12 protein-coding genes are annotated in these 15012 nt (G+C 67.4%); 7 read left to right on the top strand and 5 right to left on the bottom strand.

Annotation, left to right across the window (positions count from 1 at the left end):
* Positions 1–6: 6 nt before the first annotated feature.
* Entirely contained in the window at positions 7–2595 is a 2589-nt protein-coding gene (clpB, locus tag ACVKN3_RS16325; RefSeq protein ID WP_354516325.1) for an ATP-dependent chaperone ClpB, read from the bottom strand.
* Between the two features lie 168 nt (positions 2596–2763).
* On the opposite strand from clpB, the gene otsB reads away from it, so the two are divergent.
* Entirely contained in the window at positions 2764–3549 is a 786-nt protein-coding gene (otsB, locus tag ACVKN3_RS16320; protein WP_285403559.1) for a trehalose-phosphatase, read from the top strand.
* Positions 3546–4967, top strand: coding sequence for an alpha,alpha-trehalose-phosphate synthase (UDP-forming) (otsA, locus tag ACVKN3_RS16315; RefSeq protein WP_285403558.1), 1422 nt, complete (start codon positions 3546–3548; stop codon positions 4965–4967). The genes otsB and otsA overlap by 4 nt, the downstream gene beginning before the upstream one ends.
* A 7-nt stretch (positions 4968–4974) precedes the next feature.
* On the opposite strand, the gene pgeF is transcribed toward otsA, so the two are convergent.
* Together pgeF and rluD are read right to left on the bottom strand one after the other, a co-directional pair.
* Entirely contained in the window at positions 4975–5709 is a 735-nt protein-coding gene (gene pgeF / locus ACVKN3_RS16310; protein ID WP_354516328.1) for a peptidoglycan editing factor PgeF, read from the bottom strand.
* Between the two features lie 2 nt (positions 5710–5711).
* Positions 5712–6686, bottom strand: coding sequence for a 23S rRNA pseudouridine(1911/1915/1917) synthase RluD (gene rluD / locus ACVKN3_RS16305; RefSeq protein WP_354516330.1), 975 nt, complete (start codon positions 6684–6686; stop codon positions 5712–5714).
* Positions 6687–6755: 69 nt separating this feature from the next.
* On the opposite strand from rluD, the gene ACVKN3_RS16300 reads away from it, so the two are divergent.
* Positions 6756–7583, top strand: coding sequence for an outer membrane protein assembly factor BamD (locus tag ACVKN3_RS16300; protein ID WP_036137538.1), 828 nt, complete (start codon positions 6756–6758; stop codon positions 7581–7583).
* Between the two features lie 84 nt (positions 7584–7667).
* Here the strand turns inward: ACVKN3_RS16300 and ACVKN3_RS16295 are convergent, their stop codons facing one another.
* Together ACVKN3_RS16295 and ACVKN3_RS16290 are read right to left on the bottom strand one after the other, a co-directional pair.
* Complete coding sequence (locus ACVKN3_RS16295) at positions 7668–9284, bottom strand: NAD+ synthase (RefSeq protein ID WP_036137541.1); 1617 nt, start codon at positions 9282–9284, stop codon at positions 7668–7670.
* 71 nt (positions 9285–9355) lie between these two features.
* Entirely contained in the window at positions 9356–10051 is a 696-nt protein-coding gene (locus tag ACVKN3_RS16290) for a M15 family metallopeptidase (protein ID WP_354516332.1), read from the bottom strand.
* A gap of 85 nt (positions 10052–10136) precedes the next feature.
* Between ACVKN3_RS16290 and ACVKN3_RS16285 the strand changes: the two genes are divergently transcribed.
* Genes ACVKN3_RS16285 through ACVKN3_RS16270 form a run of 4 tightly spaced genes read left to right on the top strand, consistent with a single transcriptional unit; the run spans position 10137 to position 14605 of the window.
* On the top strand, positions 10137–11294 hold the full coding sequence (locus ACVKN3_RS16285; protein ID WP_354516334.1) for a DUF819 family protein: 1158 nt from the start codon (positions 10137–10139) through the stop codon (positions 11292–11294).
* Positions 11295–11308: 14 nt separating this feature from the next.
* On the top strand, positions 11309–12724 hold the full coding sequence (locus ACVKN3_RS16280; protein ID WP_354516336.1) for an SH3 domain-containing protein: 1416 nt from the start codon (positions 11309–11311) through the stop codon (positions 12722–12724).
* A 7-nt stretch (positions 12725–12731) separates the two neighbouring features.
* Entirely contained in the window at positions 12732–13823 is a 1092-nt protein-coding gene (locus ACVKN3_RS16275; RefSeq protein WP_354516338.1) for a dipeptide epimerase, read from the top strand.
* A gap of 26 nt (positions 13824–13849) precedes the next feature.
* Positions 13850–14605: a L,D-transpeptidase family protein gene (locus ACVKN3_RS16270; protein WP_354516340.1), complete on the top strand. Its 756-nt coding sequence runs from the start codon at positions 13850–13852 to the stop codon at positions 14603–14605.
* Positions 14606–15012 lie beyond the last annotated feature (407 nt).

Raw genomic sequence — 15012 nt, 5'->3', positions numbered from 1 at the left:
CGGGAATCAGGCGGGCATTGTCGCAAAAGTAAGGTGGTTGCCGTCCGAATCCACCCGGATGGTCTGCCCGGGCACGAACGCCCCCTGCAGGATGCGCTGCGCCAGCGGGTTCTCCAGTTGCTGCTGCACGGCACGCTTGAGCGGGCGGGCACCGTACACGGGGTCGAAACCCGCGCTGCCCAGCAGGTCCAGCGCCCGGTCGGTGATATCCAGCGACAGCTGTCGATCGGCCAGCCGCTTCGCCAGGTAACCCAGCTGGATACGGGCGATCGAGCGGATCTGCGCCTTGTCCAGCGCGCGGAACACGACCAGGTCGTCCAGCCGGTTGATGAACTCCGGCCGGAAGTGGCCCTGCACCACGCCCAGCACCGACGCCTTCATCTGCATGTAGTCCGCCTCACTGTCGCCCGCCTGCTCCTGGATCAGGTGGGAACCCAGATTGGAGGTCATGACGATCACCGTGTTGCGGAAATCGACCGTGCGCCCCTGCCCGTCCGTGAGGCGGCCGTCGTCCAGCACCTGCAACAGGATGTTGAACACGTCCGGATGGGCCTTCTCCACCTCGTCAAGCAGGATCACGCTGTACGGGCGGCGACGGACCGCCTCGGTCAGGTAGCCGCCTTCCTCGTAACCCACGTACCCCGGCGGCGCACCGACCAGGCGGCTCACCGAGTGCTTCTCCATGAACTCGCTCATGTCGATGCGGATCATCGCGTCCTGCGTGTCGAACAGGAAATCCGCCAGCGCCTTGCACAGCTCCGTCTTGCCGACACCGGTGGGGCCCAGGAACAGGAACGAGCCGTACGGACGATTGGGATCGGACAGCCCGGCTCGCGCGCGACGAATGGCATCGGAGACGGCGCGCACCGCCTCGTCCTGGCCGACCACGCGCTCATGCAGCGCGCTTTCCATCTGCAGCAGCTTCTCGCGCTCGCCCTCCAGCATCTTGTTGACGGGGATACCCGTCCAGCGCGCGACCACCTCGGCAATCTCCTCGGCCGTGACCCGGTCCTGCAACAGGGTGAAGTCGTGCTTCTCCACCTGCTGGGCGGCGGCCAGCTGGGCTTCCAGCGCGGGCAGGCGCCCGTACTGGATCTCGCTCATGGCGCCGTAGTCCTGGCGCCGCTGCGCGGATTCCAGTTCGAGGCGGGCCTGCTCGATCTGCTCCTTGATCTTCGTCGCGCCCTGCAGCATGGCCTTTTCGGATTTCCATACCTCGTTCAGGTCGGAGAACTCCCGATCCAGTGCCTCGATGTCGGTTTCCAGCTGGGCCAGGCGTTGCCGGGATTCGTCGTCGTGTTCCTTCTTCAGCATCTCGCGCTGGATCTTCAGCTGGATAAGCCGGCGCTCCAGGCGATCCAGTTCCTCCGGCTTGGAGTCGATCTCCATGCGGATGCGCGAGGCCGCCTCGTCCATCAGGTCGATGGCCTTGTCGGGCAGCTGGCGGTCGGGGATGTAGCGCGCGGACAGCGTCGCGGCGGCGACGATGGCCGGGTCGGTGATCTCGACGCCGTGGTGCACCGCGTAGCGCTCCTTCAGGCCGCGCAGGATCGCGATGGTGTCCTCGACGCTGGGCTCGCCCACGTAGACCTTCTGGAAGCGACGCTCCAGGGCGGCATCCTTCTCGACGTACTTGCGGTACTCGTCGAGGGTGGTGGCACCGATGCAATGCAACTCGCCGCGCGCCAGCGCCGGCTTCAGCATGTTGCCCGCATCCATCGCGCCGTCGGCCTTGCCGGCACCGACCATGGTGTGCAGCTCGTCGATGAACAGGATGACCCTGCCCTCCTGGCGGGAGAGGTCGTTGAGCACGGCCTTGAGCCGCTCCTCGAATTCGCCGCGGAACTTCGCCCCGGCGATCAGCGCACCCATGTCCAGCGACAGCACGCGCTTGTCGCGCAGGCCCTCGGGCACCTCGCCGTTGACGATGCGCTGGGCCAGCCCTTCGACGATGGCGGTCTTGCCCACGCCCGGCTCGCCGATCAGCACGGGGTTGTTCTTGGTCCGGCGCTGCAATACCTGGATGGTGCGACGGATTTCCTCGTCGCGGCCGATCACCGGGTCCAGCTTGCCCACCTCGGCGCGCTCGGTGAGGTCGATGGTGTATTTCTCGAGCGCCTGGCGTTGTTCCTCGGCGTTCTCGGACTGCACTTTCTCGCCACCGCGAAGCTTCTCGATCGCCGCTTCGAGGCGATCCTTCGTGGCGCCCGCGGCCTTCAGCGCGCCGCCCACCTCGCCGCGGTCCTCCAGCGTGGCCAGCACGAACAGCTCGCTGGCGATGAACTGGTCGCCCCGCTGCTGCGCCAGCTTGTCGGTGAGGTTGAGCAGGCGATTGAGGTCGTTGCCCAGGTTGATGTTGCCTTCCTGCCCGCTGACGCGCGGCAGCCGGTCCAGTATCTCGCCGACCCGCTGGCGGAACGCCGGCACGTTCACGCCGGCCTGCGTCAGCAGCGGGCCGGTGGAGCCGCCCTGCTGGTCCAGCAGCGCGACCATGACGTGGGCGGGCTCGAGCATGTTGTTGTCGCGACCGACCGCCAGCGACTGCGCATCGGCCAGCGCCTGCTGGAAGCGCGAGGTAAGTTTGTCCATTCGCATCGTCGATGTCTCCCTGGAAAGGTTATGGCGCATTCGGGGCGCATCGCCCCGAACCGCCTCTGGCGCAAGACATGCGGGTGATCGTACGACCCTTCAACGGGCCGTGCGCAGCACTTTTTTCACACCCCGGCCGGCATGCTCGGCGAACCGCCGCCCCATGGAGACGCCGTGACAGCCGCCCGCGACACCTTGCCCCCTCCGCCCGTCGACCTGATCGACACCGGCAGCGCCCTTTTCCTCGACGCCGACGGCACCTTGCTGGCCTTTGCCGACGATCCGGACGCGGTGGCGGTGACCGACGGACTCCTGGACACGCTGGACGCGCTGCGCGATCGACTGGACGGTGCGCTGGCACTGGTCAGCGGTCGCGCCATCGCCGGGCTGGACGCCATCTTCGGCCGGCCCGACTGGGCCGCGGCGGGCCAGCACGGCCTGGAGCGCCGCGACGGTGCCGGCCGACTGACCACGGTTCCGGTGGACGAGGCGGAACTGGCCCGACTGCGCCAGACGGTGCACGCCGTGGCCGCCGACATGCCCGGGGTGAGGGTGGAGGACAAGAGCTGGTCCGTCGCGCTGCATTGCCGCGAGCGCCCTGAACACGAGGCCGAACTGGCCCGGCGTGCCCCGGAGATCGCCGCGCGCTTTCCGGGTTTCGAGTTGCAGCCCGGCAGTTACGTCTTCGAGTTCAAGCCGCGCGGCATGGACAAGGGCGTCGCCGTGGCGGCCTTCCTGTCCACCGCGCCGTTCGCCGGCCGCCGGCCGGTGTATCTCGGCGACGACCTGACCGATGAACACGCGTTCGCGGTGGTCAATGCGCAGGGCGGGGTGTCCATCCGGATCGGTTCGCGAACCCCATCGCAGGCCGCTTTCACATTGTCTAGCCCGGCCGATGTCCACCATTGGCTCGATTCCGTGAAAGCCAGACTGACGCAGGGAGCCGCAAGGTCACAATGAGCCGACTAGTCGTCATATCCAACCGTGTGGCGCTGCCCAAGCAGACGCAGACCGGCGGCCTCGCCTCGGCCATGAACGCGGCACTGCAGGAGATGGGTGGCCTGTGGTTCGGCTGGAGCGGCAACATCGCCGCCGAGACCGGCAAGGAGTTGCACGAGGTCAGCGACGGGCATATCGAATACGCCACCATCGACATGTCCAAGCAGGACCACGACGACTACTACAGCGGATTCGCCAATCGCGCCCTGTGGCCGTTGTTCCATTACCGGGGTGACCTGGTCGATTACCGACGCGGCCATCTCGAAGGCTATTTCCGGGTGAACCGCGCTTTCGCCAGGCGCGTGTCGAAGCTGATCAAGAAAGACGACGTCATCTGGGTGCACGACTACCACCTGATCCCGCTGGCTTCGATGCTGCGCGAACTGGGCGTGGAGAACCGGATCGGTTTCTTCCTGCATACGCCGCTGCCGGCCGCGGGTCTGCTGATCACGCTGCCGCGCCACCGCGAACTGCTGGAATCCTTCGCCTCGTACGACCTGGTCGGCCTGCATACCCAGCGCGACCTGCGCGCGCTGGAGGATTATTTCCTGCACGAACTGGGCGCGGCGATGCGCACGGGCGGACGCATCCGCGCCGCCAACGGGCGTATCTTCCGCGCCGGCGTGTTTCCGATCAGCATCGACACCGCCGAGGCGGTGGAACTGGCCCACCGGGCCGAAGACAGCGGCGCCGTGGCCAAGCTGCGGGCCAGCATCGACGACCGCCAGCTCATCATCGGCGTGGACCGCCTGGATTATTCCAAGGGCCTGCCCGAACGCTTCGAAGGCTTCGCGCGCCTGCTGCGCGACCAGAAGGACATGCGCGGACGCGTGTCCCTGCTGCAGATCGCCCCGCCCTCGCGCTCCGACGTGCCGGAATACCGTTCGCTGCGGCGCGAGCTGGAACGCAGCGCCGGGCACATCAACGGGCAGTACGCCGAGCCGGACTGGGTACCCATCCGATACGTCAACAAGTCGTTCGGACACAAGGTGCTGGCCGGCTACTTCCGGGTCGCCAAGGTCGGCCTGGTGACACCCCTGCGGGACGGCATGAACCTGGTCGCCAAGGAATACGTGGCCTGCCAGGATCCGCAGGACCCCGGCGTGCTGGTGCTGTCGCGCTTCGCGGGCGCAGCCCAGGAGCTGGACGCCGCATTGCTGGTGAACCCGTCGGACCTGGACGAGGTGTCCGAGGCGCTGAAGCGGGCACTGGAGATGCCGCTCAAGGAACGCCGGATGCGCTGGCAGTCGATGATGGACGTACTCGAGCGTAACGACATCACCACCTGGCGCAACGCGTTCCTGCACGCCCTGATGGAACCACCCAAGGTGAAGCCCGAGATCTACGTCCAGGCGCCGATGACCGCCTCGCCGGGATGAGGCGCCCTCAACGCGTCCAGATGAGCGTGGCGAAACGCCCGCTGGCCGCGCCATCGCGGCGATAGGAATACAACCTGTCGTCGCGGAACGTGTCGGACCCCCCGCCCGATATCCGATCCACGCCAGCGACGGCCAGCTTCAATCGGGCCAGCGCGTAGAGGTCGCACAGCCAGTGACCCGGCCGGGTTGCCTCGAAGGCCGTGGCGGCGGCCGCATCGGCATCGACGAACGCCGCCCTGACCTCCTCGCCTACTTCATACGACGCCATGCCGATGGCCGGCCCCAGCCAGGCCTGTACCCCAGCCGCGGCCATATGCTCCACGGTCCGCTCGAGGACGCCCGCCGCCAGGCCACGCCAGCCCGCGTGGGCGGCACCGATCGTCTCGCCATCGGCCGAGGCGAACAGCACCGGCAGGCAGTCGGCCGTGAGAATGGCCAGCACCCGTCCCGGGCCACGCGCCACCGCGGCATCCGCTTCCGGCTCGTCGCCAGCGGCAGGGGCGGCCTCCGCCACCTGCGTGCCATGTACCTGGCGCAGCCATAACGGCGCCTCCGGCAGGCCCAGCGCGGGGACGAGTGCGGCGCGATTGGCCCGCACCGCGTCCACGGCGTCACCGGAGCGCAGGCCCAGATTGAATCGGGCATAGGCCCCGCTGGACACGCCCGGCCCGTGCCGGGTCGCCACCGCCGCATCGATCGTGTCGGGCACCGTCCACTCGGGGCGAATCCAGCTGCGCGGCATGCTCAGTCCTCGATGGGGTGCAACTGGGTATCGGCCCGCAGCGACGCGATCAGGGCGTCCTGGTCGGCGGGACGCGGGGAGTCGAACTCCAGCAACTCGCCCGTGACCGGATGCTCGAAGGCCAGCTTCTCAGCGTGGAGCGCCTGGCGCCGGAAGCCGCGCAGCGCGTCGATCAGTTCCTGGCTGGCTCCACGCGGCAGGCGCAGGCCATTGCCATAGAGCTGGTCGCCGACCAGCGGATGGCCGATATGCGCCATGTGCACGCGGATCTGGTGGGTGCGTCCCGTTTCCAGGTTGCATTGCAGGACGCTGTGCGAGCGGAAGCGCTCGCGGACCCGGTAATGGGTGACCGCCTCCTTGCCGCCGTCTTCCACGTCGCGAACGCCCTGCTTCAGGCGGTCGTGCTGGTGACGGCCGATCGGCTGGTCCACCGTGCCGCCGGCCACCATGGTGCCCAGCACCACGGCCTCGTACTGGCGGCGCACGTCGTGCCGCGACAGCATCGCCACCAGCCCCGTATGGGCCGGAAGCGACTTGGCGACCACCATCAGGCCCGCCGTGTCCTTATCCAGGCGGTGGACGATGCCACCGCGGGGCAGCTCGGCCAGGGCCGGGGCGTGGTGCAGCAGCGCGTTGAGCAAGGTGCCCGCCGGATTGCCCGCCCCGGGGTGGACGACCAGGCCCATGGGCTTGTCCAGCACCAGCAGGTCGTCGTCCTCGTAGCGGATATCCAGGGCGATGTTTTCCGGCTGGGCGTGGACCTCCGTCTCCAGCTCGGCCTCCAGCAGCACCCTTTCACCGCCGCGGACGAGGTGCCGGGGAGCCGCCGGGGCCCCGTCCAGCAGCAGTTTGCCCTCCTTGATCCAGCCGGTGAGGCGGGATCGGGAATAATCGGGGAACATCTCGGCCACGGTCTGGTCGAAACGCCGTCCAGCGGCCGTTACCGCTATGGTGGCCTCGTGCCGGACCGTCGTCATACCGACCCGCCCGGCCGAAGGCCGGTTTCGGCTATCATGCCCATTCGCTTAAGCATCCGAACTCTCTCAATGCGTGCAACCAAGATCACCATTCTGCTCGTCCTCGCCCTGTCGATGAGCGCCTGCTCGATGTTCCGCAGCAAGAAGGAGACGATCGACACGATGCCGGTCGACCGGCTTTATGCCAATGCCCACAATTCGCTGGAGCACTCCGACTATTCCGCGGCCGAGAAGGCCTACCAGCGACTGATCGCTCGTTTCCCCTCGGGTGACATCAACGAACAGTCGCAGATCGAACTGGCTTACGCGCAGTACAAAGACAACAAGCCGGACGACGCTTACTCGACGATCAACCGCTTCATCAAGACGTTCCCGACCCACAAGCATGCAGATTATGCCTATTACTTGCGCGGTCTGATCAATTTCGATCGCACCGGCGGCGTGATAGAGCGTTACCTGCAGCGCGACAACTCGGGTTCGACCCGGCGCGACCAGGGCTTCAACCTCACCGCCTTCGACGATTTCAGCCAGCTGACGCGCCGTTATCCCAACAGCGCCTACGCGACCGACGCCCGCCAGCGGATGATCTTCCTTCGCAACCAGCTGGCCCGGTTCGAGGTCAACGTGGCCGAGTACTACCTGCGCACCAAGGCCTATATCGCCGCGGCCGACCGCTCGCAGTACGTGGTGGAGCACTACCAGCAGTCGCCCGAGACGGCCGACGCCCTGGCCATCCTGACCCGCAGCTACCTGGCCCTGGATCGCCAGCCGCTGGCAGAGCAGACCCGCAAGGTGCTGGCCCTGAACTACCCGGACCACCCGTACCTCACGGACCCGAACTGGCCGCACCATCCGTCGATCTGGCGCAAGGCGATCCCGTTCTCGGGTCACCATTGAGGCCTGTCCCCCGGGGTCGACCCGGGGCACCATGAAAAACGCCGGCCCTGGGCCGGCGTTTTTCGTTTCAGGACACGCCGCCGGTCACCGCCAGCCGGAGGTGATGGGGTAGCGGCGCTCGCGGCCGAAGGCCTTGGTGGTGACGCGGGGGCCGGGGGCGGCCTGGCGGCGCTTGAACTCGTTGACGAACACCATGCGGATCACCCGGCGCACCGTGGCATCGTCGTGGCCGGCGGCAATGATGTCCTCGGCCGAGGCCTCGCCTTCGATGAACCGTTCGAGGATCGCATCCAGCTCGTCGTACGGCGGCAGGGAATCCTGGTCGGTCTGCTCGTGGCGCAGTTCGGCCGAGGGCGGTCGCTCGATCACCGCGGCGGGAATGGCGCCGTCGACGTTGGCGCGCCAGCGCGAGAGGGCGTAGACCACTGTCTTGTAGACGTCCTTCAGCGGCGCGTACGCACCGCACATGTCGCCGTACAGGGTGGCGTAGCCCACGGCCATCTCACTTTTGTTGCCCGTGGAGAGCAACAGCCGGCCGGTCTTGTTGGACATCGCCATCAGCAGCACGCCGCGTGTGCGCGACTGCAGGTTTTCTTCCGTGATGTCAGGGGCCCGGCCGGCGAACACGGGCGCCAACGTATCGGTCAGCGCACCGTAGATGCCCTCGATGGGCAGCACGTGGTATTCGACACCCATGTGCTCGGCCTGGGCCTTGGCTTCGCGCAGCGACAGGTCGGAGGTGTACTCCGTGGGCATCATGATGGCCGTGACCTTGTCCTTGCCCAGGGCATCCACCGCCATGGCCAGGGTCAGCGCGGAATCGATGCCGCCGGACAAACCCAGCAACACGCCCGAGAAATGGTTCTTGCCGATGTAGTCGCGGATGCCGCGGACGATGCCCGCATACATCAGTGCCTCCGGCGACCGCGTATCCGGCGCCGGCCAGTCGACCGCGGTGAGGCGCCGCGTGTCGGTGTCGTAGTCCACGGCCAGCAACAGTTCTTCGAACGATGGCGCGCGCGCGGCGATCTCGCCATCGGCCTGCACCAGCAACGAATGCCCGTCGAACAGCAGGTCGTCCTGCCCGCCGACCAGGTTGACGTAGGCGATCGGCAGGCCGGTCTCGCGGGCGCGATCGCGTAGCAGGGCCTCGCGCGTGGCGGCCTGGCGCTTGTCCCACGGCGAGGCATTGATCACCAGGATCAGCTCCGCGCCCGCTTCGGCCACCCGGCGCGCCGGCTCGGCCTCCCAGATGTCCTCGCAGATCAGCATGCCGACCTGCACGCCCTCCATCGCGAACACCCGCGTGTCGCCGCCATGGCGGAAATAGCGTTTCTCGTCGAACACCGTGTAATTGGGCAGGGCCTGCTTGTGGTAAGTCCACTCGCGCTCGCCTTCGCGGATCAGCGAGGCGGCGTTGTAGACCTCGCCCTGCGCATCCGGGTAGCCGACCACGGCGGAGATGCCACGGATCGTCGGCGCCAGCGCATGCAGTTCGCGTTGGCAGGCTTCGAGGAAGCTGGGCCGCTGCAGCAGGTCCTCCGGCGGGTAGCCGGAAAGGGTCAGCTCGGGGAAGGCGATCAGCGAGGCGCCGAGGCGGTCGCGTGCTTCATCGGCCAGCGCCTTGACCCGCCGCGCGTTGTCGGCGGTGGCGCCGACCGGAAAATCGAACTGGGCCAGGGCGAAGCGAAAGGTGGACATGGCAGATCCGTACGGCCGCGGGGACTGTCTATGATAAGCCACCGGTGAGGCATCGCCGTAACCGCGCGGCGTCACCTGACCGGTATGTCATAGATGACCGCCCCCTCCGCGGCACCGGGCAACGTGAAGTGCCACCATTCCTGCGGATAGTTGACGAAGCCCTGTGCTGCCATGGCCTGGACCAGGCGTTGCCGGTTCTCGCGCTGCATCGTCGTCACGCGCGGATCGTCCGTATGCGCCATCGGATCGAAATAGTCGAAGTCCGTGCCCATGTCGAGCGGCGTGCACCGCGTGCCGGTGCACTGCATCAGCGTGAGGTCGACCGTCGCGCCACGGCTGTGGCCGGACACCGGCGCAATGTATTCGCCCAGCAACTGAGTCTTGGCGAGGTTCGGGTAATGCAACGCCTTGGACGTCGGGTCGTCCGGCCGACCCGCCCAGCGCACGAAGGCCGCCACGGCGCGTGCCGGGCGATAGCAGTCCCACAGGTGCAAGCGATAACCCTGAGGGCGCAGCGTGGCCTCTACCCGGGCCAGCGCCTCCGCCGCCACGGTGCGCAGGAGGCAGACCGGCGCGAGATAGCCCGGCACAGGCGCGCCGGTAAAGTTGTCGCTGCCGGCGTACTTCATGTCCTCGGCGATATCGGCCACCTGGTGGCGCACGTCGACGAGGCCGGCCTCGGCAGCGGTGCGCGCATGGGACAAGGGCGGCGTTCCCGCGATGGCGGGAAACGCGCCCAGGGTCAGCGCCAACAGCGGAAGGGGCATCGATCGTCTCGTCATGCGGACATACTGCCATGCTGCCGCGACCCACGATTGCTGACATCATGAGGGTTCGCCGAGGGAGCAGTGCATGATTTCAACGGTGTGGCCCTACCTGGCCGTCATGTTTATCGTGGCGGGCGTGTGGCCCGCGATCGAGCAACGCCATGGCGGGAAGGTCTTCGACATCCTGCCGCCCATCGTGCTCACCTATCTCAGCGTCACCGCGCTGTCGGTGGCTGGCGTGTGGTCCGCCTCGGCCGAGATACGCGCCGCGCAGTCGGCCATCGTGACGCAGCTGGTCCCGGCCCTGATCTTCCTGCTGATGATCGGCTGCGATGTGCGGGCGATCATCCGCCTGGGGCCTCGCGTGCTCGGCGTCTTCGCCTGCACCTCGATCAGCCTCTTCATCGCCTTCATCCTCGCCTTCCTGCTCTACCGTCACTGGTTACCGGGCGATGGCTGGAAACCGCTGGCCGCCCTTTCCGGGAGTTGGGTCGGCGGCACCGCCAACCTGATCGCGGTCAAGCAGGCCATCGGCATGTCCGACACTTCGCTGGCCACGGCGCTGCTGACCGACGCGCTGTGTTACTCGATGTGGGTGGTAGTGCTGTTCTCGGTCGCGCGCCTGGCGCCCGTCTTCAATCGATGGACCCGGGCCACCTCGAGCGCCGACCTGGCCGACCTGGCGATCGCGGACAGCGCACCGCGGCCACCCGCGACGACGGAAGGCGTGCTGCTGTGGCTGGGCATCGCGTTGCTGGCGGCCACGCTGGCCTCCGCCGCCGGCGCGCGGCTTCCCGTCGGCGGCATGGTCTCGGGCACGACCTGGACGATCCTGCTCGCCACGCTCGCCGGACTGGTGCTGGCGCAGACCCCACTGGCACGCCTGCCCGGTGCCCAGGCGGTATCCAGCGCGATGCTGGTCTGCGTCGTCGCCGTGCTCGCCTCGCAGGGCAGCTTTGCCGGCATCGCCGCCGCGCCGGTGTACCTGCTGTGCGGGGTCACGGTGATCACCCTGCATGCCGTCCTGCTGGTCATGGCCGCACGGCTGTTTCGTTTCGACCTGTACCTGTGCGGCATCGCCTCGCTGGCCCACATCGGCGGGGTCGCCGCCACGCCGGTGCTGGCGGCCACCTATGCCCGCTCGCTCGTGCCGGTCGGCATCCTGCTGGCCCTGCTGGGCTATATCCTTGGCACCGGCTTCGGCCTCGTCGTCGCCGCCGTGCTGTCCCGACTCGCCGCCTGACCGGAATTCCACGCATGCCCCTGTTCCGCCATGCCCTGCTCGCCGTCGCCATCGTCATGGCCTCCGGTGGTGCGTGCCCTGCCGCCGATCGTACCGCCGCGGCGAACGAGCCGCCGGCCAGTGGCGCCACGGCCATCCCCGGTGTGCTCGACGCGCAGCTTTCGGCGGACTACTGGGTGTCGCGCCTGCCGGACGCCGACGGTGTCGTGCTCGATCGCGCGGCCATCGATGCGCTGAACCGGACGCTGCTGCGCGTCGATCCGTCGATGCACGACCTTCGACACCTGCCGGCCACGCTCACGCACGCGCAGGTGGCGGCGCTGCTGGCGAAGGTGTCGAAGCGTCCCACGTCACCCTTGTTCGGCACGGACGGCCAGCCCCTGCCCCGCCCGGCCCTGGAAGCCGTCCTGGCCAACGACGCGTCGGATGCGGTGCCCGACCACGTGACGCCGCGTTACGGCATGGCCGTGCGCCGCACGCCGTTGCGCAGCCATGCAACGGCGCTGCGCGTATTCAGCCGGCCCGGCGATACCGATATCGACCGCTTCCAGGAAAGCACGCTGTTTCCCGGCGATCCGGTCGTAGTGGTGCACGCGAGCGCGGACGGGGCCTGGGTGTTCGCGATCAGCACGCGCTACGCCGCATGGACGCCCGCCGATGGCATTGCCTACGGCAGCGCGGCACAGGTGTTCGGGCATGCGGATGCCACGCCCTATCGCGTCATCACCGGCGCCACGCCGCGCACCGTCTTCACACCGGAGGCGCCGGCGCTGTCGGCCCTGCCGCTCGACATGGGCACGCGCGTGCCGCTGGATACCTCACTGCCGCCGGACCAGCCCGTCAATGGGCAGCACCCCTACACGTCATGGGTACTCAGCCTGCCGGTACGCGATGCGCGGGGCCAGCTGTCGTTCCGCCCCGCCCTGCTCCAGCGCAACCAGCCATCGGCCGCCGACTACCTCCCCCTGACCCGGGCGAACATCATCCGCCAGGCCTTCCGTTTCCTCGGCGAGCGCTATGGCTGGGGGCACGACTTCGACGGGCGCGATTGCAGCGGCTTTGTTTCCGACGTTTACCGCAGCATGGGCGTGCAGATGCCGCGCAACACCGGCGACCAGGCATCCAGCCCGGGCCTCGCGCACACCGTGTACACCGACAAGGACACCCACGAGGCACGCCTGGCCGCCGCCATGGCGCTCGATGTCGGCGATCTCGTCTACATCCCGGGCCATGTGATGATGGTGATCGGCAAGGTCGATGGAAAACCGTACGTCATCCACGACGTGGGCGGCATCGGTCTGCGCCAGGCCGATGGCAGCCTGCGCCGCATCAAGCTCAACGAAGTGGCCGTGACGCCGCTGCTACCGCTGATGTTCGACGAGCGCACGAGCTTCCTCGATCGCATGACCAGCATCGTACGCATCCGTTGAGGTAGCCATGAAGATCATCGCATGCCACGTCGCCCTGCTCCGCGTACCCTTGCGCACACCGTTCCGGACAGCCTTGCGCGAGGTGGACAGCGTCGCGGACGTCGTGGTCACGCTGCAGGCCGACGATGGCCGGCTCGGCTACGGCGAGGCGCCGCCGACCGCGGCCATCACCGGCGAAACCCTCGGCTCGATCACGGCCGCGATCACGCAACACATCGCCCCCCGCGTGATCGGCGAGGACGTCGCCGACCTCAACCGCGTCGTGGGGTTGATCCAGACGTCGATGGTCGGCAACCACAGTGCGAAAGCCGCGGTGGACATCGCGCTGCACGACCTATGGGCGCAGCACCACGGCGCACCGCTCTACCGCTTGCTCGGCGGCGGATGTGCCCAGCTGACCACCAACCTCACCATCAGCGTCAACGCCATCGATACCATGGTCGACGATGCGCTCGATGCCCTGGCGCGCGGCTATACCGCATTGAAGATCAAGATCGGCAAGGACACGGATGACGACGTCGCACGGGTCAGGGCCATCCACGCCGCGGTAGGCGACCGCGCCGTGCTTCGCCTGGACGCCAACCAGGGCTGGACGGCCAAACAGGCCGTCAGGGCGATACGGCGACTCGAGGATGCGGGCGTGCCGATGGACCTCGTCGAACAACCCGTGAAGGCGAGCGACCTCGATGGCCTCGGCTACGTTACCCGCCATGTGGCGACGCCGATCATGGCCGATGAAAGCGCCTTCGGGCCGCATGAGGTACTCGACGTGATCCGTCGCGGTGCCGCGGACATCATCAATATCAAGCTGATGAAAGCCGGCGGCATTGCCCATGCCCTGCGCATCGCCGACCTTGCCGGTATGCACGGCGTGCCGTGCATGATGGGCTGCATGCTGGAAAGCAGCGTCAGTGTGGCCGCCGCGGCGCACGTGGCTGCCGCGCGATCACAGGTCATCACCCGCGTGGACCTGGACGGCCCGTCGCTGTGCGCGTTCGATCCCGTCGACGGCGGCGTGCACTTCGATGAATCGCGGATCGCCCTGCCGGATACGCCGGGCCTGGGCATCCGCGCCATCCGTGGCCTCGAACCCTTCTGAGCCCGTGCCCTTATCCAGGTGAACGTATGCCTCGTTTCCTTTTCGCCCTCTTCGGTGGCTTCCTCGTCTCGCTGGCCGCAGACGCGAGCGCCTTCGAGGCGCCGGTGGCCTGGTCCGTTTCGCGGCAGATGATCGTCGTGACCACGGACGACTGGCACACCGACCATGGCACGCTGCGTAGCTACGAACGCGATGCGGGCGGCTGGCACGCGGTCGGCCCACCGGTGTCCGTCGCCATCGGCAAGCATGGCAGCGCCTGGGGCATCGGCCTGCACCCGGCGCCGACCGGGGGCCCGGTCAAGGTCGAAGGCGACGGTCGCAGCCCTGCCGGCATCTTCCGGATCGGCGAAGCCTTCGGTTACGCGGAACACAACGCCACGGCCCTGCCGTATCGCGGCCTGTCCGCCTCGGACTATTGCGTTGACGTCGGCAGTTCGCCTTATTACAACCAACTGGTCGACGAGACCAAGGTGGGCGAGGAAGCGGTCGCCGGCGCGACCGAACCCATGCGCCGCGACCTGCACTTCCATGGCGACCATGCGTATCGGATCGGCTTCGTCATCGAGCACAACGCCGCGGGTCGCAAAGGCGCGGGCAGCTGCATCTTCGCGCACCTGTGGAAATCGCCGACGTCGCCCACCGCAGGCTGCACGGCGATGACCGACGAAGCGATGGAACGTTTGCTCGGCTGGCTCGATCCGAAGAAGAAGCCGGTGTTCGTTTTGTTGCCGCGTGCGGAGTACGGACGACTTCGTGATGCGTGGAATCTACCGGCGCCGTAGCTGGTCACAGAGTGACCAACAGAACGCAAGTGGACGCTACCCAAGGCAAAAAGTGACTTATCCACACGGTTATGCAGGCGGTATCCACATCCGCTGTGGATAAAGCTTTACGAAGCCGAGGCTAACTGGTCACTAACTAATCAGTGCAACTCAAGTCGCTGTTGCCAAAGGCGGATTCGGAGTTATGCACATGGTTATGCAGTCGATGTCCACACAGGTTGTGGATGAAGTCGGACGCAGAGCATGGGACATCCGGGTGGCGGAAACGCTAGCCCGATGCTATGCGTCGCTTCATTCGGTGGCGGAAGATCGAGGGTTCGCGCACGTGCGTGCGCTTGTGTCTTTTCGATGGGGTAGATTCGAAGTCGAGAGCGGAGTGTGGCAGGCCGATTGTGCGCGGTGCCTTG

The sequence above is a fragment of the Luteibacter sp. PvP120 genome, from assembly GCF_054055715.1.
This window is presented reverse-complemented; position numbering and strand designations above follow the sequence as displayed.

Bases quoted from the DNA above. Each gene is read 5' to 3' on its own strand.
- ACVKN3_RS16285 (WP_354516334.1), top strand. From the start codon at position 10,137: ATGATTTCAACGGTGTGGCCCTACCTGGCCGTCATGTTTATCGTGGCG.
- ACVKN3_RS16300 (WP_036137538.1), top strand. From the start codon at position 6,756: ATGCGTGCAACCAAGATCACCATTCTGCTCGTCCTCGCCCTGTCGATG.
- pgeF (WP_354516328.1), bottom strand. From the start codon at position 5,709: ATGCCGCGCAGCTGGATTCGCCCCGAGTGGACGGTGCCCGACACGATC.
- rluD (WP_354516330.1), bottom strand. From the start codon at position 6,686: ATGACGACGGTCCGGCACGAGGCCACCATAGCGGTAACGGCCGCTGGA.
- ACVKN3_RS16290 (WP_354516332.1), bottom strand. From the start codon at position 10,051: ATGCCCCTTCCGCTGTTGGCGCTGACCCTGGGCGCGTTTCCCGCCATC.
- ACVKN3_RS16275 (WP_354516338.1), top strand. From the start codon at position 12,732: ATGAAGATCATCGCATGCCACGTCGCCCTGCTCCGCGTACCCTTGCGC.
- ACVKN3_RS16270 (WP_354516340.1), top strand. From the start codon at position 13,850: ATGCCTCGTTTCCTTTTCGCCCTCTTCGGTGGCTTCCTCGTCTCGCTG.
- otsA (WP_285403558.1), top strand. From the start codon at position 3,546: ATGAGCCGACTAGTCGTCATATCCAACCGTGTGGCGCTGCCCAAGCAG.
- ACVKN3_RS16280 (WP_354516336.1), top strand. From the start codon at position 11,309: ATGCCCCTGTTCCGCCATGCCCTGCTCGCCGTCGCCATCGTCATGGCC.
- clpB (WP_354516325.1), bottom strand. From the start codon at position 2,595: ATGCGAATGGACAAACTTACCTCGCGCTTCCAGCAGGCGCTGGCCGAT.
- ACVKN3_RS16295 (WP_036137541.1), bottom strand. From the start codon at position 9,284: ATGTCCACCTTTCGCTTCGCCCTGGCCCAGTTCGATTTTCCGGTCGGC.